General features: G+C 67.5%; 20 protein-coding genes. 1 reads left to right on the top strand and 19 read right to left on the bottom strand.

From position 1 onward, the window contains the following. The first annotated feature begins 117 nt into the window (after positions 1–117). Positions 118–1,113, top strand: coding sequence for an ABC transporter substrate-binding protein (locus AC07XP_RS05795; protein ID WP_495264074.1), 996 nt, complete (start codon positions 118–120; stop codon positions 1,111–1,113). A 30-nt stretch (positions 1,114–1,143) separates the two neighbouring features. Here AC07XP_RS05795 and mnhG read toward each other — a convergent pair whose 3' ends face one another. The 19 genes from mnhG to serC all read right to left on the bottom strand — a co-directional run bounded on the left by mnhG (position 1,144) and on the right by serC (position 20,323). After that, complete coding sequence (gene mnhG, locus AC07XP_RS05790; RefSeq protein ID WP_062468694.1) at positions 1,144–1,494, bottom strand: monovalent cation/H(+) antiporter subunit G; 351 nt, start codon at positions 1,492–1,494, stop codon at positions 1,144–1,146. Beyond that, positions 1,491–1,769, bottom strand: a complete 279-nt coding sequence (locus AC07XP_RS05785; protein WP_062468691.1) for a K+/H+ antiporter subunit F — start codon at positions 1,767–1,769, stop codon at positions 1,491–1,493. The genes mnhG and AC07XP_RS05785 overlap by 4 nt, the downstream gene beginning before the upstream one ends. Then, complete coding sequence (locus AC07XP_RS05780; RefSeq protein WP_062468688.1) at positions 1,766–2,257, bottom strand: Na+/H+ antiporter subunit E; 492 nt, start codon at positions 2,255–2,257, stop codon at positions 1,766–1,768. Before AC07XP_RS05780 ends, AC07XP_RS05785 begins: the two co-directional genes overlap by 4 nt. After that, entirely contained in the window at positions 2,254–3,960 is a 1,707-nt protein-coding gene (locus tag AC07XP_RS05775; RefSeq protein WP_159274629.1) for a monovalent cation/H+ antiporter subunit D, read from the bottom strand. Before AC07XP_RS05775 ends, AC07XP_RS05780 begins: the two co-directional genes overlap by 4 nt. Next, entirely contained in the window at positions 3,957–4,307 is a 351-nt protein-coding gene (locus tag AC07XP_RS05770; RefSeq protein ID WP_056582686.1) for a Na+/H+ antiporter subunit C, read from the bottom strand. Before AC07XP_RS05770 ends, AC07XP_RS05775 begins: the two co-directional genes overlap by 4 nt. After that, on the bottom strand, positions 4,307–7,273 hold the full coding sequence (locus tag AC07XP_RS05765) for a monovalent cation/H+ antiporter subunit A (RefSeq protein WP_495264073.1): 2,967 nt from the start codon (positions 7,271–7,273) through the stop codon (positions 4,307–4,309). Before AC07XP_RS05765 ends, AC07XP_RS05770 begins: the two co-directional genes overlap by 1 nt. Positions 7,274–7,350: 77 nt before the next feature. Continuing rightward, the gene (crcB, locus tag AC07XP_RS05760) at positions 7,351–7,737 is read right to left on the bottom strand and encodes a fluoride efflux transporter CrcB (RefSeq protein WP_070063999.1); all 387 of its coding nucleotides are present in this window, start codon (positions 7,735–7,737) and stop codon (positions 7,351–7,353) included. A 25-nt stretch (positions 7,738–7,762) separates the two neighbouring features. After that, on the bottom strand, positions 7,763–9,076 hold the full coding sequence (locus tag AC07XP_RS05755) for a TRAP transporter large permease (RefSeq protein WP_495264072.1): 1,314 nt from the start codon (positions 9,074–9,076) through the stop codon (positions 7,763–7,765). Positions 9,077–9,097: 21 nt separating this feature from the next. Next, positions 9,098–9,631 (bottom strand): TRAP transporter small permease, encoded by a 534-nt coding sequence (locus AC07XP_RS05750; protein ID WP_095744336.1) that lies wholly within the window; start codon positions 9,629–9,631, stop codon positions 9,098–9,100. Positions 9,632–9,634: 3 nt separating this feature from the next. Continuing rightward, positions 9,635–10,603, bottom strand: a complete 969-nt coding sequence (locus tag AC07XP_RS05745; RefSeq protein ID WP_495264071.1) for a TRAP transporter substrate-binding protein — start codon at positions 10,601–10,603, stop codon at positions 9,635–9,637. A 162-nt stretch (positions 10,604–10,765) separates the two neighbouring features. After that, positions 10,766–11,098, bottom strand: a complete 333-nt coding sequence (locus AC07XP_RS05740; protein ID WP_095744337.1) for a ComEA family DNA-binding protein — start codon at positions 11,096–11,098, stop codon at positions 10,766–10,768. 137 nt (positions 11,099–11,235) lie between these two features. Beyond that, entirely contained in the window at positions 11,236–12,414 is a 1,179-nt protein-coding gene (gene lapB / locus AC07XP_RS05735; RefSeq protein WP_495264070.1) for a lipopolysaccharide assembly protein LapB, read from the bottom strand. Further along, positions 12,404–12,739, bottom strand: a complete 336-nt coding sequence (locus tag AC07XP_RS05730; RefSeq protein WP_095744339.1) for a LapA family protein — start codon at positions 12,737–12,739, stop codon at positions 12,404–12,406. The genes lapB and AC07XP_RS05730 overlap by 11 nt, the downstream gene beginning before the upstream one ends. A gap of 46 nt (positions 12,740–12,785) precedes the next feature. After that, on the bottom strand, positions 12,786–13,112 hold the full coding sequence (locus tag AC07XP_RS05725; protein ID WP_056582668.1) for an integration host factor subunit beta: 327 nt from the start codon (positions 13,110–13,112) through the stop codon (positions 12,786–12,788). A gap of 80 nt (positions 13,113–13,192) precedes the next feature. Next, positions 13,193–14,881, bottom strand: coding sequence for a 30S ribosomal protein S1 (rpsA, locus tag AC07XP_RS05720; RefSeq protein WP_062468664.1), 1,689 nt, complete (start codon positions 14,879–14,881; stop codon positions 13,193–13,195). Positions 14,882–15,114: 233 nt separating this feature from the next. Further along, positions 15,115–17,133, bottom strand: a complete 2,019-nt coding sequence (locus AC07XP_RS05715) for a bifunctional 3-phosphoshikimate 1-carboxyvinyltransferase/cytidylate kinase (RefSeq protein ID WP_495264069.1) — start codon at positions 17,131–17,133, stop codon at positions 15,115–15,117. A gap of 1 nt (position 17,134) precedes the next feature. Beyond that, entirely contained in the window at positions 17,135–18,028 is an 894-nt protein-coding gene (locus tag AC07XP_RS05710; RefSeq protein ID WP_495264068.1) for a prephenate dehydrogenase, read from the bottom strand. A gap of 18 nt (positions 18,029–18,046) precedes the next feature. Further along, positions 18,047–19,168 carry a prephenate dehydratase gene (gene pheA, locus AC07XP_RS05705; RefSeq protein WP_062468655.1) on the bottom strand — a complete coding sequence of 374 codons (1,122 nt, stop codon included), beginning with the start codon at positions 19,166–19,168 and terminating at the stop codon, positions 18,047–18,049. 24 nt (positions 19,169–19,192) lie between these two features. After that, positions 19,193–20,323: a 3-phosphoserine/phosphohydroxythreonine transaminase gene (gene serC, locus AC07XP_RS05700; protein ID WP_495264067.1), complete on the bottom strand. Its 1,131-nt coding sequence runs from the start codon at positions 20,321–20,323 to the stop codon at positions 19,193–19,195. Between the last annotated feature and the right edge of the window lie 4 nt (positions 20,324–20,327).

Below are 20,327 nucleotides of genomic sequence, written 5' to 3'. Positions count from 1 at the left end.
GTTTTTGATTCTCCCGGCAGGGGCAACGCAGTCTGGATGATCTGGATTGCCTGTCAACCAAACAGTTGGTAATATGAATTTCAGGACCTGTTTTTACCTTCTTTTGGAGTGTTCCGCATGAAAAAGCTGTTGTCGGCCGCCGGCGCCACCGCCTTGCTGATGGCCTCGGCCCCCGCCGCGCTCGCGGCCGATGCCATGAGCCTGATGCTCAACTGGACACCCACGGCCGATCATGCGCCGATCTATTTCGCGAAGGCCAAGGGCTGGTACACCGAGGCGGGCATTGACCTGAACATCGAGGCCGGCAAGGGCTCGGCCGTGTCGGCGCAGCGCGTGGGCACCGGCGGCAGCGACCTGGGCATTTCCGACCTGCCCACCACGATCCAGGCCAAGGGCAAGGGCGCTGACGTGAAGGCCGTGATGGTCATCTACGCCAACAGCCCGCAGGGCTTCTACTGGCTCAAGTCGTCGGGCATCAACGGGCCCAAGGACTTCGCGGGCCGCAAGATCGGCAACCCGCCCGGCGATGCCGCGCGCCTCATGTGGCCGGCCTTCGCCAAGAAGGTGGGGCTCGACCCGGCCAGCGTGGCCTTCGTCAACGTGAGCCCGCAGGCCAAGGTGGCGGCGCTGAAGAGCAAGTCGGTCGACATCATCAGCGACTTCTACAACGAGCACGACCTGAAGGCGCGCGAGTTCGGCGCCGACCTGGGCTTCCAGCCGTGGCGCGACGCGGGCGTGAACGTGTACGGCAACTCGCTGATCGTGAATGGCCCGTACCTCGCGAAGAACCCCGGCCAGGTGAAGAAGTTCGTGGCCGTGACGCAGCGTGCCTACGACGCCTGCGTGAAGAGCTTCGAGCCCTGCCTGCAGGCGCTGCAGGCCAGCGTGAGCGGCCTCACGCCCGACAACCAGCGCGACCAGTGGAATCGCATCAAGCAGCTGATGCGTGACGACACCACGACCAAGGTGGCACTCGGCGCCTTCGACGGTGCGCGCGTGAAGGCCGACTACGAACTGGTGTCTTCGCTGATCGGCATCGACAAGGCCTACGACCCTGCGACGCTCTTTACCAACGAGTTCCTCGACAAGGGCGTGCGCATGGCGCCCAACTGAGGCAAGGAGAAAGAGGAAGAGAGAGCCGCTTCAGCGCGACTCGGAGGAGGGCGGCACCTTCGTGTTGCCCTTCTGCCGTTCGCGGAAGAGGGCAGCACGCATCAGGAAGATGGTGGTGATCGGCGCCGTCAGCACGATGAACAGCACGATCAGCACCGCGTGCAGGAACAGGCTGAAGCCCTGCACCGAGAAGTAGGCGATGGTGGCCACCGTCAGGCACCAGGCGCCCACCGTGGCGCCCAGCGTGGGCGCATGGATGCGGCGGAAAAAGGTGGGCATGCGCACCAGGCCGAAGGAGCCGATGGCCGCGAAAGCCGCACCGAGCACCGCGAACACGGCGGTGATGATTTCGGCCCACAGGGGAAGTGCAGTGGCGCTCATTCGATGACCTCCCCGCGCAGCAAGAACTTGGCGATCGAGGTCGACCCCACGAAGCCGAACAGCGCCACCAGCATCGCCGCCTCGAAGTACACGCTGCTCGCGTAGTTGATGCCGAGCACCAGCATCATCAGCATGCCGTTGATGTAGAGGCAGTCGAGTGCCATCACGCGGTCCTGCGCGGACGGGCCGGCCAGCAGGCGAAAGAGCGCGCACAGCATCGCCACGGCCAGCAGGAAGAGCGCGGCCTTCAGGGCCCAGAAGAGAACAGGCGTCATGATTCGAAAATCTCCATCAGCGGACGTTCGTAGCGGGTCTTGATCAGGGCGATGAAGGCCGCCTCGTCCTCGAGGTCGAACACGTGGATCAGCAGCGTGGTGCGGTCGAACGAGACCTCGCCCCAGGCCGTGCCGGGCGTGAGGCACATGATCATCGCGAGCACGGCGAGGCCGTTGGGGTCGCGCATGTCCAGCGGAATCTGCACGAAGCGCGCCGAGATGTCGGCGGTGCGGCGCGTGAGCAGCAGCCGCGCCACGTCGTACGCCGACTTCAGCATGTCGAAGGTGACGAGGAACGACAGCCGCAGCGCCACGCCGGGCCGGCGCATGCGCACGGTGGCGGGGCGCAGGCCCTTGGTGATCAGTGGCACCGCAATGGCGAGCAGCGCGGCCGACAGCAGCGTGGCCGCCTCGAGCGACTGGTTGAGCAGCAGCCAGATGACGAACAGCGCGAACGACAGCGGTGGGGACGGCATCAAGCGCTTCATGGCTTGGCCTCCTCTTTCTTCGCGGGCACCGGGTTGGGCTTCTGCTTGGCGCCGAGCACGGCCTCGCGGTACGCGGTGGGCGTGCGCAGGCCGCCGGCGGTGGCCTGCGCGTGCTGCATCACGGGCTCGGCCCAGACCGTGAGCGCCACGCAGGCCGCGAGCAGGGCGGCCACCGGCAGCACCTCCAGCGCGGGCAGCGAGGGCATGGTGGCGTGGGGCTGCGTCCAGAAATGGCGGATGCCGGTGCGGCTCAGGGCGATCAGCGAGAGAAAGCCCGAGACGATCAGCAGGCCCAGGAAGGTCCAGCCGGCCGAGGCCACGGTCCTGCCGTCGAGCAGGCCCGAGAGCATCGCGAACTTGCCCACGAAGCCCGACAGCGGCGGCAGGCCCGCCAGCAGCAGCGTGCACAGCATGAAGCTCAGGCCCAGGAAGGCCACGCCCGCCGGGATGGCGCGGCCGTAGAGCGCTTGGGCGTCGTCGTCGAGGTTCACGTCGTCGAGCGCGCGCAGGTCTTCGGCCAGAAAGGGCGCGTTGCCCGCAGCCTCGTGCGGCGCGACGCTCATGCCCGCGTTGCGCCAGCGCTCGATCATGTCGATCAGCAGGAAGAAGGCCGCCACCGCGAGCGTCGAGCTCAGCATGTAGTACAGCGCACCCGCCCACACGGCGGGATCGCCCAGCCCCACGGCGGCCAGCAGCGTGCCCGCCGACACCAGCACGCTGAAGCCCGCGAGGTTCGACAGCCGCTGCGTGCCGACGATGCCGATGGCGCCGACGAACAGCGTCGCCAGCCCCACGCCCACCAGCGCGGCCTGCCCGAAGGCGGCCGAGGCGCCGGTGTCGGGCGCGAACAGCACGGTCCACAGGCGCAGCACGGTGTACACGCCGAGCTTGGTCAGGAGCGCAAACACCGCGCCCACCGGCGACACGGCCGCGCTGTAGGCCGGCACCAGCCAGAAGTTGAGCGGCCACGCGCCCGCCTTGGCGAAGAAGGCGGTGGCCAGGATGGCCGCGGCGGCGTGCACCAGGCCGCGGTCGCCCGGCGCCAGCTCGGCGATGCGCGCGCCCAGGTCGGCCATGTTGAGCGTGCCGGTCACGCCATACAGGATGGCCGCGCCGATCAGGAACAGCGACGAGGCCGCAAGGTTGATCGCGATGTAGTGCAGCCCGGCGCGCACGCGCAGCCGGCCCGAGCCGTGCAGCAGCAGGCCGTACGAAGCCGCGAGCATCACCTCGAAGAACACGAACAGGTTGAACAGGTCGCCCGTGAGGAAGGCGCCGTTCAGGCCCATGAGTTGCAGCTGCAGCAGCGGATGAAAGTGCACGCCCGCGCGGTCCCAGCGCGAGGTGGAATAGATCGAGGCCGCGAAGGCGACCACGCCCGTGAGCGCGACCATCATGGTCGAGAGCCGGTCGGCCACCAGCGTGATGCCGAAGGGTGCGCGCCAGTTGCCCGGCAGGTACACGCCGATGGAGCCCGGGCCGCCCCCGGTGTCGGCCGCGTTCACCCAGCGCAGCAGCGCGAGCGCGGCCAGCAGGCCGACCAGGCCCGACACCACGCTGAGGAAGGACTTGGTGCGCCGGTGGTTCTCGTTCATCAGCAGCATCAGCGCCGCCGTGAGCATGGGCACGAGGATGGGCACCGCCACCAAGTGCGGCATGCTGAACTCGAGGAAGCGGTCGAGCAGGTGCAAGAGGTCGTTCATTCGACCGCCTCCCGCTCTTCACCGTCCACGTGGTCGGTGCCCGACAGGCCGCGCGAGGCGAGCATCACGACGAGGAACAGGGCGGTCATCGCGAAGCCGATCACGATGGCCGTGAGCACCAGCGCCTGCGGCATCGGATCGGCCGTATTGGCCAGCGTGGCCTTGAAGCCTTCGACCAGCACCGGCTCGCTGTCGACCTTGAGCCGGCCCATGCTGAAGATGAACAGGTTGACCGCGTACGAGATGAGCGTCAGGCCCATGATGACCTGGAAGGTCCGCGGGCGCAGCAGCAGGTACACGCCCGAGCCGGTGAGCACGCCGATGGCGATGGCCAGCACGATTTCCATCAGCGGGCCCCTCCGGTGGCGGTGGCAGCCTCTTCGGCTTCGGCGGCCGCGCGGGCCTGCGCTTCTTTCTCTTCTTGTTCATCGGCCCAGCGGTGGCTTCGGATGGACTGGTGGGCCAGCGCGGTCAGGATCAGCATGGTGGCGCCGAGCACCAGCGCGAACACGCCGATGTCGAAGAAGAGGGCACTGGGCACGTGCATGTCGCCCAGCAGCGGCACGTGCACGTGCGCGGTGTGCGTGGTCAGGAACGGGTAGCCGAACACGATCGCGCCGCCGCCGGTGGCCAGCGCGAACAGCAGGCCGATGGCGATCCAGCGGCGCGGGTAGATGCGCAGGTGTTCTTCGACCCACTCGGTGCCCGAGACGATGAACTGCAGCACCAGCGCGACCGACATCACCAGCCCCGCGACGAAGCCGCCGCCGGGCGCGTTGTGGCCGCGCATGAAGAAATACACCGACACCAGCACGGCCACCGGCAGCACGAGGCGCACCAGCACGGCCGGCACCATCAGGTAGCCGATGGCGGAGTCGGTGGCGCGGCGCGGGTTCAGCAGGTCGCTGCTGCCGTCGTCGACCTGCAGCCGCTGCTGGATCGGTAGCGCCATCGATTCGATGGCCGGGCGGAAGCGCCGCAGCAGCGCATACACGGTGAGCGCCACGATGCCCAGCACCGTGATCTCGCCGAAGGTGTCGAAGCCGCGGAAGTCGACCAGCATCACGTTGACCACGTTGGTGCCGCCGCCTTCGGTGAGCGCGCGTTCGAGGAAGAAGGGCGAGATGCTCTGCGGGAAGGTGCGCGTCATCATCGCCCATGCCAGCGCCGCCATGCCGCAGCCGGCGATGGTGGCCACCAGCAGGTCGCGCCCGCGCCGGCCCCAGGGGCGCAGCCGCATGCGCGCGGGCTGCACCACGTCCTTGCTGCGCATCGGCAGCCAGCGCAGGCCCAGCAGGATGAGCACCGTGGTCACGGCCTCGACCACCAGCTGCGTGAGTGCGAGGTCGGGCGCCGAGAACCAGATGTAGGTGACGCACGAGACCAGCCCGGCGCCCGCGGCCAGCATCAGCGCCGCGAGCCGGTGGAACTTGGCCTGCCAGGCGGCGGCCACGGCGCAGGTGCAGCCGATGAGCCAGGTCATCGCGAACATCGGCGAGAAGGGCAGCAGCTCGCGCGTGCCGCGCTCGGCCGGCGTGGTCCACAGCGAGGCCGCGGCACCGGCCACGGCCACCACCACCAGCCACAGCAGCTGCCACTGCAGGCGGCGCGTGCCGAACAGGCGGCGGCTGCGCCGGCCGGCTTCGCTCAGCAGCGCGATCAGGTGTTCGAAGATGAGCTGCCCGTCGAAGCGGTGCAGCAGCGGCGTGTGCTCCAGGCGCCCGCTGCCCAGCGGACGGCGCAGCAGCAGGTAGAGCACGGCGCCGCCCGCGAGCGCGACGAAGCTCATCATCAGCGGCAGGTTGAAGCCGTGCCACACGGCCAGGCTGTAGACGGGCAGCGTGCCGCCGACCACCGGCGTGGCCGCGGCCGCGAGCATCGGGCCGACCGACCAGGCCGGCGCCACGCCCACCACCAGGCACACCAGCACCAGCAGCTCGACCGGCACGCGCATCCAGTGCGGCGGCTCGTGCGGGGGCTTGGGCACGTCGGGGCCGCAGGGCGGGCCGAAGAACACGTCGAACACGAAGCGCGCCGAGTACGCCACGCTGAAGATGCCCGCGAGGGTGGCGATGACCGGCAGGCTGAGGTCGATCCAGGGCGTGGCCTGGATGAAGACGGTCTCGGCGAAGAACATCTCCTTCGAGAGAAAGCCGTTGAGCAGCGGCACGCCGGCCATCGAGGCGCTGGCGATGATGGCCAGCGTGCCCGTGATGGGCATGAGGCGCATCAGGCCGCTGAGCTTGCGGATGTCGCGCGTGCCGGTCTCGTGGTCGATGATGCCGGCCGCCATGAACAGCGACGCCTTGAAGGTCGCGTGGTTCATGACGTGGAAGACGGCCGCCACCGCCGCCAGCGGGCTGTTCAGGCCCAGCAGCAGCGTGATGAGGCCCAGGTGCGAGATGGTCGAGTAGGCCAGCAGCGCCTTCAGGTCGCGCTGGAACATGGCCGCGAAACCGCCCAGCAGCAGCGTGATCGCGCCCGCGCCGCCCACCATCCAGAACCACTGCTCGGTGCCCGAGAGCACGGGCCACAGTCGCGCCATCAGGAACACGCCCAGCTTCACCATGGTGGCCGAGTGCAGGTAGGCCGACACCGGCGTGGGCGCGGCCATGGCGCGCGGCAGCCAGAAGTGGAACGGGAACTGCGCGCTCTTGGTGAACGCGCCGAGCAGGATCAGCACCAGCGCCACCGGGTACAGCGCATGCGCGCGGATGATGTCGCCCGAGGCCAGCACGATGTCGAGCTCGTAGCTGCCGACGATGCGGCCCAGCACGAGCACGCCGGCCAAGAGGCACAGCCCGCCTGCGCCGGTGACGGTGAGCGCCATGCGCGCGCCGCGCCGCGCGTCGCGCCGGTGGTGCCAGTAGCCGATGAGCAGGAAGGAGAACAGGCTGGTGAGTTCCCAGAACAGCACCATCTGAATGAGGTTGCCCGAGAGCACCACGCCCATCATCGCGCCCATGAACGCGAGGAAGAACGAGAAGAAGCGCGGCACCGGGTCGGAGGCCGACATGTAGTAGCGCGCATAGAGCACCACCAACGCGCCGATGCCCAGCACCAGCATGCAGAACAGCCACGCGAAGCCGTCGAGGCGGAACACGAGGTTCAGGCCGAGGGCGGGCAGCCACTCGATCTCCTGGCGCAGCACGTTGCCGTGCGCGATCTGCGGAAAGAGCCAGGCGACCTGGATCGCGCAGCCCAATGCGACGAGCCCTGCGAGGGTCGACTCCCGGTTGCGCGCGTTGGACGGCATCAACGCGGCCAGCACGCTGGCAAGAAAGGGGAGTGCGACGAGAAGGGCGAGGGGCATCGGGGGTCGATTCTATCGACCGACCCTCTGGAGAGCCCCTGTCTATAACCGCAGGAGCACGGGCAGTTTTTTCGCTGTCACGCAGCCAGCACGAGCTGCACGCTGCGGATGCCCAGCCAGGTCAGCACCAGCGAGCCGCACAGGTGCAGCAGGCCGGTGCCCAGCGCCAGCAGCGGCCGTCCGCCGAGCAGCAGTGCGACCACTTCGGCCGAGAAGCTCGAGAAGGTCGTGAGCCCGCCGAGGAAGCCGGTGATGAGCAGCAGCCGCCACACCGGGTCGAGCTGCGGCAGCGCCTGGAAGACGGCCACCGCCACGCCGACGAGGTAGCCGCCCACGAGGTTGGCGGCCAGCGTGCCGTAGGGCACGGGGCCGCCGGTGTTGAGCCACAGGCCCAGGCCCCAGCGGGCGAGGGCGCCGCACGAGGCGCCCACGCAGATCGCTAGAACCGGCAGTAGAGGCGGCATCCGTTCCCTTGTCGTCGTCGCACTGTCATTTCTCCTTGCCCATCACCAGGTCGGGCAGGATCGTGACGATACCCGGGAACAGCGTGATCAGCGCGATGCACAGCACGAGGCAGAAGAAGAACGGAATGGCCGCCCTGGCGATCACGTTGCTGTCCTTGCCTGTCATGTTCTGCAGCACGAACAGGTTGAAGCCCACCGGCGGCGTGACCTCGGCGATCTCGACCAGCAGCACCACGAAGATGCCGAACCACACGAGGTCGAAGCCCGCCTTCTGGATCATCGGCAGCACCACCGCGCTGGTCAGCACGATCATCGAGATGCCGTCCAGCGCCGTGCCCAGCACGAGGTACACCACCACCAGTGCGCCGATCAGCGCATAGGGCGACAGGTGCATGCTGTCGACCCACTCGGCCAGCTCGCGCGGGATGCCGGTGAAGGCCATGGTCTTGGTGAGGAAGGCGGCCCCCGCCAGGATGAACATGATCATGCAGCTGGTGCGCGTGGCGCCCATGATCCCGTCCTTGAAGTTCTTCCACGTGAGGCTGCGTCCGTAGGCCGCAATCGCCAGCGAGCCCAGCACGCCAAAGGCCGCGCACTCGGTGGCCGTGGCCCAGCCGGCCACCAGAACCCACACGATGAACACGATCAGCAGCGCGCAGGGAATGAGGTTGCCCGACAGCCGGATCTTCTGCATGAAGGTGGTGGGCGGATCGGCCGGCGGCACCTTGTCGGGATGGCGCAGGCTCCACCAGGCGATGTAGCCTGAGAACAGCAGCATCAGCAAGAAACCCGGCAGGAAGCCGGCCAGGAAGATGCGGATGATGGAAGCGTCGGCTGCCACGGCATACACCACCATCGTGATCGACGGCGGGATCAGGATGCCCAGCGTGCCGGCGGTGGCCAGCGAGCCGATGGCCAGCTTCTCGTTGTAGCCGCGGCGCTTGAGCTCGGGCAGCGCCACCTTGGCGATGGTCGCGCAGGTGGCGGCCGAGGAGCCCGAGACCGAGCCGAACACGCCGCAGCCGAGGATGGTGGTGTGCATGAGTCGGCCGGGCACGCGGTTCAGCCACGGCCTCAGGCCTTCGAACATCTCCTCGCTGAGCTTGGTGCGGAACAGGATCTCGCCCATCCAGATGAACAGCGGCAGCGCCGCCAGCTCCCAGCTCGCATTGCTTTCCCAGAAGGCCGAGAACAGGTTCTTGCCGGGCAGGGTGTTGGTGAAGAAGGCCTGGCCAACCCAGCCGACGATGGCCAGGGTCATGGCGATCCAGACGCCGCCGGCGAGCAGCAACAGCATGATGCCGAGCAGCAGCGCGCCCATCAAAAGGGTTTCGAGCATCGGTGTCTTTGTTGTTGTCGTTCAGACGTCGGAAGAGAAGTCGCCCGCCGCGTGGCGCTCTTCGACGGCGCGCTGGTAGCTGGGTTTTTCGCCGCGCACCACGCCGACGAGTTCGTCGACCATGGCGATCAACAGCAGCCAGCAGCCGATCACGAAGCTCGACTGCGGAATCCAGATCGGGATCACGAGCAGGCCCGTGGCCATTTCCTTGAACTCGTAGCTCTCGTACGTGAAGCTGGTGGCCCAGTAGGTGAGGTAGGCCACCGACACGGCGGCGATCAGCAGGCAGGCCACGTCGAGCACGCGGCGCACCTTGGGCGGCACGGCATCGAGCAGCAGCGTGACGCGCACGAAGTCGCCGTGGCGAAAGGCGTGGGCCATCGCGAAGAAGGCCGCGGCCGCGCACAGCCAGGCCACCGCGTCGTTGAGTCCGCTCACGTGCCAGTTCATCTGTCGGCCCACGCCGGCCACGATCATCAGCACGAAGATCAGGAACACGCAGAACGCGCCGAGCGCGCCGGCACCGTTGTACAGGCGGTCGAGGAAGCGCCTCACGGCTTACTTCTTCCTGTAGGAGTCGACGATCGCCGCGCCGTCGGCACCGGCAGCCTTGAGCCAGTCGGCCTGCATGATGCCGCCGACCTGGCGCATGTCGGTGTCCAGCTTGGGCGAGGGCTTGTGGATCTTCATGCCGCGCTCGGCCAGCAGGCGCTTGTACTCGTCGTTCTTCTCCTGCGCGACCTTCCAGCCGCGTGCTTCCGCGTCGGCGGCGGCCTTGGCGACGGCGGCCTTGCCGGCGGCATCGAGCGCATCGAAGGCCTTGGCGTTCACGAGGATCGCGTTCTTCGGAATCCAGGCCTGCGTGTCGTAGAAGTTCTTGATGTGCTCGAAGGTCTTGGTGTCGTAGCCGGTGGAGCCCGAGCTCATGTAGCTCTCGATCACGCCGGTGGCCATGGCGGCGCTCAGTTCGGCCTGCTGGATCTGCACGGGCTGCGCGCCGATGAGCTCGGCGATCTTGGCCGTGGCCGGGCTGTAGGCGCGCCACTTGATGCCGCGCAGGTCGGCCACCGAGCCGATCTCCTTCTTGGTGTAAATGCCCTGCGGCGCCCAGGGCACCACGAACAGCACCTTGATGCCTTGCGCGGCCAGCAGCTTGTCCATCGCGGGCTTGGAGGCGTCGTAGAGCTTGCGGGCCTCGGGATAGGTGGTGGCCAGGAAGGGCACGCCGTCCAGCGCGTAGATCGGGTTCTCGTTGGCGTAGTTGGCCAGCAGGATCTCGCCGGCCTGGGCCTGGCCGCTTTGCACGGCGCGCTTGATTTCGGGCGCCTTGAACAGCGACGCGTTGGCGTGCACCGTGATCTTCAGCTTGCCGCCGGTGGCCGCGTCCACGTCTTTGGCGAACTGCGTGATGTTCTCGGTGTGGTAGTTGGTCGCGGGGTAGGCGGTGGGCAGGTCCCACTTGGTTTGCGCGAAGGCGGCGGCGCCAAGGGTGAGGCCCGCCAGGGCAATGCCGAACTTGTGATTCATGGACGCGCTCCGGAATGTAGTCAAAGCTGAATGAAAGAAAAGCATACGTGCAAATTCCGGGCCATTCGCTGAGGCATTTCCCTGCCATGTGGTGTCGATGCGGCACCCGGCGCGGGCATGAAAAAACCGCCTCGGGGGCGGTTTCTTCGGTTCAGGTTGGCGTCACTGCTTGGCGGGTTTCGCCTCGGCCACCTTGGCGGCCTTGCCTGCCTTGGCCGGGGCCGCCGCGCCGTTGAAGCTCTGGCCGTTGACCGTCAGGCCTTCGGCCGACAGCTTGGCCGCGCTCTTTTCCTTCACGCCCTTCACGCGCTGCATGAGGTCGGGCCAGTCCTTGAACTCGCCCTCCTTGCGAGCGTCGAGGATGCGCTTGGACAGCGAGGGGCCGACGCCCTTGAGGCCGTCGAGGTCGGCGGCGCTGCCCTTGTTGGCGTCGACGGCGGCGAACGAGACGGCCGCGAAGCACATGGCGAGCGTGGCGATGACTTTCTTGAACATGGTGAAAACTCCCTCTTCAATCGTTGGTATGGCTATGCCGACAGGAATATCGGCTTCGGCTCAACGAGAGGGGGCGCGCGGCAGTTGACGTGAAAACGGGGCCCAGGGCCCCGTGTGACGATTGTTCCGAACCGTGGTCAGAGTTCTTCCACGCGCCGCGGCGGGTAGCTGTCCCAGGCCTGGCAGCCGGGGCAGTGCCAGAAGTACTGGTGCGCCTCGAAGCCGCAGGCCGCGCAGCGGTAGCGCATGAGCGGACGGGTCGCCTGGTCGAGCGCGCGTTGCACCTGCGGGTGGAACTGCTCGTGCTCGAAGCGCTCGCCGGCGAGCCAGCGCGACGCCGCGACGAGCGAGGGCTGGTGCGCGAGGTGGGCGATGTAGCTGTCGCGCGGCGTGGGGGCTTCGGTGGGCGTGTCCGATGGCGTGGCGTCGGGTGTGCCGCCGAGCGCGATCATCGCTTCGAGCACGTCGATCGACGGCGACTCGGCATAGCGCCGCTGCAGCAGCGCCAGCGCCTCGCCTTCGCGCTGCGCGGCCACGGCGGCTTTCTGCAGCGACGCGGCATACAGCGGCAGCGCCAGCGGTGCCGTGTCGCTGAGCCCTTCGAGCGTGTCGAAGGCCGCGGCGGCTTCGCCGTTGCGCAGCTGCAAGGTGGCGGTGTCGATGGCCGGGCGCGGTGCCTGCGGCGCCAGGGCGCGGGCCTGCGTGAGCAGGTCGCTGGCGCCCTGCAGGTCGCCGGCCGCGACGCGTTCGTTGGCCTGCTCGCACAGGTGGTGGGCGCGGCGCGTGCTGTAGCTGGCCTGGTCGGACTCGTCGAGCTTCTGCGCCACGTCGGCGGCCTGTGCCCATTCGCGCGAGCGTTCGTAGATGGCCAGCAGCGCGAGGCGGGCCTCGTTCTCGTAGCGCGTACCTTCGAGCTTCTGCAGCGCCGCTTCGGCGCGGTCGAGCAGGCCGGCGCGCAGGAAGTCTTGCGCCAGCGCGTGCTGCGCGCGCTCGCGGTCGGCGCGGCTCAGGTCGCCGCGGCCCAGCAGGTGCTCGTGCACGCGCACGGCGCGCTGGTACTCGCCGCGGCGGCGGAACAGGTTGCCGAGCGCGAAGTGCAGCTCCTGCGTGTCGGGGTCGTTCTGTACGGCCTCGATGAAGGCGTCGATGGCCTGGTCCTGCTGCTCGTTGAGCAGGAAGTTCAGGCCGCGAAAGTAGGCCTTGGGCGCCTGCCGGTTCTCGAGCTTGAGCTGGCGGATGTCGAAGCGCGATGCGAGCCAGCCCAGCACGAAGGCGACGGGCAGGCCGATCAGCAGCCAGCTGGGATCAAAGTCCATGTTGACGTACGGCGGGAAGGTCGGTGGCGGAGATGGACGGCGTTGCCGCGGAGGCGGTCGCAGTGGCCAGCGGTGCGGGCGAGGGGGCTTCGGAAACCGCAGGCACCTGGGCCGCGGCGGCGCGGTGTTTCCACCAGCCGGGCAGCATGCCCAGCGCGCCGACCACGAGCCCGCCGGCAAAGGCCGCGAGCACGACGAGCACCAGCGGCGCGCGCCAGTGGGTTCCGAAGAAGAAGTAGACGGTCGCGTCGTGCTGGTTGTTCAGCGCGAAGGCGAAGAGCGTAAAAAAAATGGCTGCCTTGAGCAGCCACAGGAGGTACTTCATAGCTGTTCCCGTTGCCGGGAGCATTCTACGTTTGCATTCATTTGCATCAGGCCTTGCGGCCAGCGGCTTCCTTGCCTGCATCGAGCTCGGCGGTCTTCGCGTCGACGGCTTCGCGCAGCGCCTTGCCCGGCTTGAAGTGCGGCACGCGCTTCTCGGGAATCTGCACGCTCTCGCCCGAACGCGGGTTGCGGCCGATGCGCGGCGGACGGCGGTTGACCGAGAAGCTGCCGAAGCCACGGATCTCGATGCGATGGCCGCGCACCAGCGCGTCGCTCATGGCGTCCAGGATGGTCTTGACGGCGTATTCGGCATCGCGGTGCGTGAGCTGCGCGAAACGGGCTGCGAGTTCTTCGACGAGGTCTGAGCGGGTCATAGGCCAAACATAAACGAAAAACGTGGACGAAAAAAAAGACAGAGCGGCCCCGGGGGCCTGCCTCTGTCTTCGGACTCAGCTTACTTGTTGTCGCTGTTGTCGAGCTTGGCGCGCAGCAGGGCGCCCAGGCTGGTCGTGCCCGCGTTTTCGCGTGCCGACTGCTGGCTCAGGCTGGCCATGGCGCCTTGTTCGTCGACCATGTCCTTCTGCTTGATCGACAGCTGGATGTTGCGGGTCTTGCGATCCACATTCACCACGATGGCCGTGACTTCGTCGCCTTCCTTGAGCACGTTGCGGGCATCTTCGACGCGGTCGCGCGAGATTTCCGAAGCACGCAGGTAGCCGATGATGTCTTCGCCGAGGTCGATTTCAGCGCCGCGGGCGTCCACGGTCTTGACCTTGCCGGTCACGATCTGGCCCTTGTCGTTCACGGTGGTGAACGTGGTGAACGGATCGCTGTCGAGCTGCTTGATGCCCAGCGAGATGCGTTCGCGGTCGACGTCGACAGCCAGCACGATCGCTTCGACTTCCTGGCCCTTCTTGTAGTTGCGAACGGCGGTTTCGCCGGTTTCGTTCCACGAGAGGTCCGAGAGGTGAACCAGGCCGTCGATGCCGGCAGCCAGACCCACGAACACGCCGAAGTCGGTGATCGACTTGATCGGGCCCTTGACGCGGTCGCCACGCTTCGTGTTCTGAGCGAACTCTTGCCACGGGTTGGCCTTGCACTGCTTCATGCCCAGGCTGATGCGGCGCTTGTCTTCGTCGATTTCCAGGACCATGACTTCGACTTCGTCGCCCAGCGAGACGATCTTGTTCGGAGCGATGTTCTTGTTGGTCCAGTCCATTTCGGAGACGTGCACCAGGCCTTCGATGCCGGGTTCGAGTTCGACGAACGCGCCGTAGTCGGCAATGTTCGTGACCTTGCCGAACAGGCGGGTCGATTGCGGGTAGCGGCGCGAAACGCCCATCCACGGGTCGTCACCCATTTGCTTGAGACCCAGCGAGACACGGTTCTTTTCGGTGTCGAACTTGAGGATCTTGGCGGTGATTTCCTGGCCGGCCTGAACGACTTCGCTCGGGTGGCGGACACGGCGCCATGCCATGTCGGTGATGTGCAGCAGGCCGTCGATGCCGCCGAGGTCCACGAACGCACCGTATTCGGTGATGTTCTTGACTACGCCGCGCACGACTGCGCCTTCCTTCAGGGTTTCCATCAGCTTGGCGCGTTCTTCGCCCATGCTGGCTTCGACCACGGCACGGCGCGACAGCACGACGTTGTTGCGCTTGCGATCGAGCTTGATGACCTTGAATTCGAGGGTCTTGTTTTCGTACGGGGTCAGGTCCTTGATCGGACGCGTGTCGATCAGCGAGCCCGGCAGGAATGCACGGATGCCGTTGACCAGAACGGTGAGACCGCCCTTGACCTTGCCGCTGGTGGTGCCGGTGACGAAGTCGCCCGATTCCAGAGCCTTCTCCAGGGCGAGCCACGAAGCCAGACGCTTGGCGGTGTCGCGCGAGAGGATGGTGTCGCCGTAGCCGTTTTCAACGCTGCCGATGGCAACGGAAACGAAATCGCCGGCCTGGACTTCGAGTTCGCCCTTGTCGTTCTTGAACTCTTCGATCGGCACATACGCTTCGGACTTCAGACCGGCGTTGACGACGACGTGGTTGTGTTCGACACGAACGACTTCGGCGGTGATGACCTCGCCGCTGCGCATTTCGGAACGCTTCAGGGACTCTTCGAATAGGTCGGCAAAAGATTCAGACATTTATGGTTCCTTCCGTCAGGCAGGGTTGGCAGGCGCTCTTGCGAAATTGCGTGCGGCTGCTGTGGGGTCTGTAGACGGCGGTTAGGTTGTGGGCGTGAGCCCGGTTGGTTGAACAACCAGCAGGCCGGTGCGCTGTCGCGCGGAAGGAGCCTGCTGGAGCGGTAGGCGCCACCCGGAACACCCGGGAGACGCAAGCCTTTCAAGCGGACTTGAAAGGCTGCACTTCAATCCGCTCAAGCGGACTTGAACGGTTGAATTTCTTGCCACCAGTTCAACACCGTGTCGATCGAGCGTTCGATGGACAGCTGGGAGTTGTCGAGGTGGCGAGCGTCTTGCGCCGGCTTCAGAGGTGCAACGCTGCGGGAAGAGTCCCGGGCGTCACGTGCTTCCAAGTCGGAGCGAAGACTGTCGAGTGTAGTCGAAATACCCTTTGAAATCAACTGCTTATGCCGCCGTTCGGCGCGCTGAGCGGCACCCGCTGTGAGGAACACCTTGAGCGCCGCGTCGGGGAAGATCACGGTGCCCATGTCGCGCCCATCGGCCACGAGGCCGGGCAGGCGGCGAAAGCGATGCTGCAGGTCCTGCAGCGCCTCGCGCACGGCCGGCAGCGCGGAGACGCGCGAGGCGTCCATGCCGGCGGCTTCGGTGCGGATGTCGTCGCTCACGTCTTCGCCGGCCAGCAGCACCTTGCCCTCGGTGAACTGCAGGGGCAGGGCGGCGGCCAGTGCGGCGATCTGTGCTTCGTTCGCGGCGTTGGCCTCCAGGCCGGCGCGGCACGCGGCGAGCCCGGTCACGCGGTAGAGCGACCCCGAATCGAGGTAGTGGTAGCCCAGCAGGCGCCCCACCTCGGCGGCCAGCGTGCCCTTGCCCGAGGCGGTCGGGCCGTCGATGCAGATCACGGGCACCTCGGCAGCCTCGGCCACCGAGAACAGGGTCTCGAAGTAGTCGGGGAAGGTCTTGGCGACGCAGTGCGGCTCGAGGATGCGCACCGGCACACCGGCCGGATTGAAGGCCGCGAGCGAGAAGCACATGGCGACCCGATGGTCGTCGTAGGTGCGGATGCTGGCGGGCCGCCAGCCGGCGGCGGGGAGGGGGTGGACGCGGATGAAATCGGGCCCGGCCTCGACCGTCGCGCCGAGCTTTTGCAGCTCGTTCGCCATGGCGTCGATGCGGTCGGTTTCCTTCACGCGCCAGCTCGCGATGTTGCGCAGCGTGCTCGGGCCATCGGCATAAAGCGCCATGACGGCCAGCGTCATGGCGGCGTCGGGGATGTGGTTCGCGTCGAGGTCGATGGCCTTCAGGGGCCAGGCGCCGCGGCGGATTTCGAGCCAGTTCGGGCCGCTGTCGACCAGCGCGCCCATCTGTTGGGCGGCGTCGATGAAGCGGATGTCGCCCTGGATCGAGGCCGCGCCGACGCCTTCGATACGGATGCCGTTCTGCCCCGAAACGCCCGTCGCAATGGCGCCGAGCGCTATGAAATAGCTAGCAGACGAGGCGTCCGCCTCGACGTGGATCTCGCCCGGCGAGCTGTAGCGGCTGCCGGCGGGGATGGTGAAGCGCTCCCAGCCGTCGCGCTGCACCGTGATGCCGAAGCGTGCCAGCAGGTTCAGCGTGATCTCGATGTAGGGCTTGGAGATCAGCTCGCCGACCACCTCGATCACGATGTCGTCGGCCGCCGCGAGCGGCAGCGCCAGCAGCAGGGCGGTGAGGAACTGGCTCGACACGTCGCCGCGCACGCGGATCGGTGCGCCCAGCGCCAGCTCGTCGTGCGACACCGGGTGGATGCGCAGCGGCGGGTAGCCGGGGTTGCCGAGGTAGTCGATGCGGCAGCCCAGCTGCGTGAGGGCGTCGACCAGGTCGCCGATCGGGCGCTCGTGCATGCGCGGCACGCCGCTGAGTTCGAACTCGCCGCCGAGCAGCGACAGCGCCGCCGTCAGCGGACGCATGGCGGTGCCGGCATTGCCCAGGAACAGCGGCAGCAGCGTCGCGCCCAGCGACGGCGGCAACTGGCCGCCCAGGCCCGTGATGCGCAGCGAGGCGCCGGCCGGCTCGATGCCGCAGCCCAGCGCGCGCAGGGCGTCGAGCATCACGCGCGTGTCGTCGGAATCGAGCAGGTCGTGGATCGTGGTGGTGCCGCTGGCGAGCGCCGCCAGCAGCAGCACGCGGTTGGAGATGCTCTTGGAGCCCGGCAGCCGGACCGTGCCGGCGGCGCCCGCGAGGGGTGGGAGGTCGAGGAAGGCGGTCGAGAACATGTCAGCTGTCCTGCTGGGCCAGAGCATCGGTGCTCGAATTCGGCCGCCAGGCGGCGCGTGCCTTGCTGGCGGCGGCGATGGATTGCTCCAGGCCCTGCAGGTCGCCGGCGGTCATCAGCGTCTCGAGGTCTTCCAGCGCCTTGCGGAAGGCCTGCGACTGCTGCAGCACCTGCTCGCGATTGGCGAGCAGCACGTCGCGCCACATGACGGGGTCGCTGGCGGCGATGCGCGAGAAGTCGCGAAAGCCCGGTCCCGCGAGGCTCAGGAAGCGGTCGCCCTGCGGCTGGCCGGTGAGTGCGTTGGTGTAAGCAAAGGCCAGCAGGTGCGGCAGGTGGCTCACGGCGGCGAAGGCAGCGTCGTGCTCTTCGTGCGTCATGGTGACGACGTTGGCGCCGATGCCGCTCCACACCTGCGAGGCGCGCTGCACGTTGGAGCGCAGCGTGGTCTTGACGGGGGTCAGCACGACCTGGCGGCCGGTAAAGAGCGAGGCTTCGGCATGCTCGATGCCGGAGACTTCCTTGCCGGCGATCGGGTGCGCCGGCACGAAGTTCGCGAATTGCTTTTGCAGGCCGTTGCGCGCGGCCTCGATCACGTCGCCCTTGGTCGAGCCCACGTCCATCACCAGCGTGTCGGCCGAGATGCCGTGGCGGATCGCCTTGAAGGTGGCTTCCGAGGCGGCCACCGGCACGGCCAGCAGCACGATGTCGGCACCCGACACCGCCAGCAGCGCCGAGGGCGCCGCCACGTCGATCACGCCGAGCTGGCGCGCCCGCTCGGTGGTGGAGGGCGACTTGCTGTAGCCCACCACGCGTTTCACCAGCTTCGCGCGCTTGAGCGCGAGCGCAAAGGAGCCGCCCATGAGGCCGCAGCCGATCAATCCCAGTTGCTCGAACATCGCGTCGGTCCGTTCGGCTCAGGCTTTGATCGGGTAGGCGCCGAGCACCTTGTAGAAGGCGCAGAGGCCGCGCAGTTCGGCCAGCGCCGCGGCCACGTTGGGCTGCGAGGGGTGGCCGTCGAGGTCGATGTAGAAGTAGTACTCCCACTGGCCGGTGCGCGCGGGGCGCGACTCGAAGCGCGTCATCGAGACGTTGTTGGCCTTCAGCGGCACCAGCAGGTCGTGCACCGCGCCGGGGCGGTTGGGCACCGAGACGATCAGGCTCGTGCAGTCCTTGCCCGAGGCCGGCGGCATGGCCAGCGTCTGCGGCAGGCAGATCACCGAGAAGCGGGTGCGGTTGTACGAATCGTCCTGGATGGCGTGCGCCACGATGTGCAGGCCGAAGCGGGTGGCGGCGCGTTCGCCGGCCAGCGCGGCCCAGGCCGGGTTGGTGGCCGCGAGGCGCGCGCCTTCGGCGTTGCTCGACACGGCGCGCCGCTCGGCGTTGGGCAGGTGCTTGGACAGCCAGGTCTGGCACTGCGCCAGTGCCTGCGGATGGGCCAGCACGGCCTCGACGCCTTCGAGCGAATTGCTGCTGCGCATCAGGTGGTGACGCACCAGCAGGCTGACTTCGCCGACCACATGGGTGGGCGAGTGCAGGAACAGGTCGAGCGAGCGCGTGACCACGCCTTCGGTCGAGTTCTCGACGCCGACCACGCCGTACTGGGCGCTGCCTGCGGCGGTGGCGTGGAACACCTCGTCGAAGCTGGCGCAGTAGATCAGGTCGGCGGCGCCGCCGAAGTACTCGATGGCGGCTTGTTCGCAGAAGGTGCCCTCGGGGCCAAGCACCGCCACGCGCTGGGGCGACTCGAGGGCGAGGCAGGCCGACATGATCTCGCGCCAGATGGCCGCGACATGGAGGTCCTTGAGCGGACCGCCATTGCTTTTCTGCATCTTGTCGATGACCGCGGCGACGCGGTCGGGGCGGAAGAAGGGCGTGCCTTCGCGCTTCTTGACCTCGCCGACCAGCTCGGCCACATGGGCGCGCTCATTGAGCAGGCTCAGCAGCCGTTGGTCGAGGGAGTCGATCTGCACGCGCAGACCGGCCAGGCTTTCGGAATTGTCGGGGGTGGTGGGTGGTGTGGGGGCAGAGGCGGTCATCGGTGCGAGCAACAGGGCATGCGCCTACGCATGCGATCGCTCGAATTCTCTCATGTAGGCCACCAAGGCTTGCACCCCTGCCAGCGGCATGGCGTTGTAGATGCTTGCGCGCATGCCACCGACCGACTTGTGGCCCTTGAGCTGCAGCAGCCCGGCTTCGCGTGCGCCGGCCAGGAAGGCCTCGTTGCGCCCCTCGTCGGCCAGGAAGAACGGCACATTCATGCGCGAACGGCAGTTGGCGTCGATGCGGTTGGCGTAGAAGTCGGAACCGTCGATGAAGTCGTACAGCAGCTTCGCCTTCTCGACATTGCGTTGCTCCATGGCGGCAACGCCGGTGAGCGCGCCCTCGGTCTGCTGCAGCAGCCACTGGAACGTGAGCCCTGCCATGTAGATGCCCCAGGTCGGCGGGGTGTTGTACATGGAGTGGTTGTCGGCCACGGTCTTGTAGTTGAACGCGCTCGGGCAGATCTCGAGCGCATGGCCCAGCAGGTCGTCGCGCACGACCACGATGGTCAGGCCGGCGGGGCCGAGGTTCTTCTGGGCGCCGCCGAAGGCCAGGCCGACGCGGCTCCAGTCGACGCTGCGCGAAGCCACGTGGGAAGAAAAATCGATGACCAGTGGCGCCTTGCTGCCGAGCGCGGCCAGGTCGGGGAGTTGCTGGAATTCGATGCCGTTGATGGTCTCGTTGCTGCACACGTGCACGTACGAGGCATCGGCGGACAGCTGCCAGCTGGCGGGATCGGGCAGCTGCGTGTGCTGGTTGTCGGCGTTGCTGGCCGCCACGCGGGCGGTGCAGTAGCGCTGCGCTTCCTTGTGCGACTTGGCGCTCCAGCTGCCGGTGACGACGAAGTCGGCAACGCCACCGCGCGACAGGTTCAGCGGCACGATGGCGTTCTCGCCGAGGCCGCCACCCTGCATGAACAGGATGTGAAAGTGCGAGGGGATGGCCAGCAGCGTGCGGATGTCGGCTTCGGCCTGGGTGCAGATGGCACCGAATTCCTTGCCGCGATGGCTCATCTCCATCACGCTCATGCCGCTGCCCTGCCAATCGAGCATCTCGGAAGCGGCGCGTTGCAGCACCGCCTCCGGCATGGCAGCCGGACCGGCCGAAAAGTTGTAGGGGCGCTTGCCGGCCGGCGTCTGCTGCTGGGTCACGTTG

This window comes from Variovorax sp. GW531-E2 (assembly GCF_059423125.1).
Note: the sequence above shows the minus strand (reverse complement) of the source record. Positions and strands in the feature narration are given on the sequence as shown.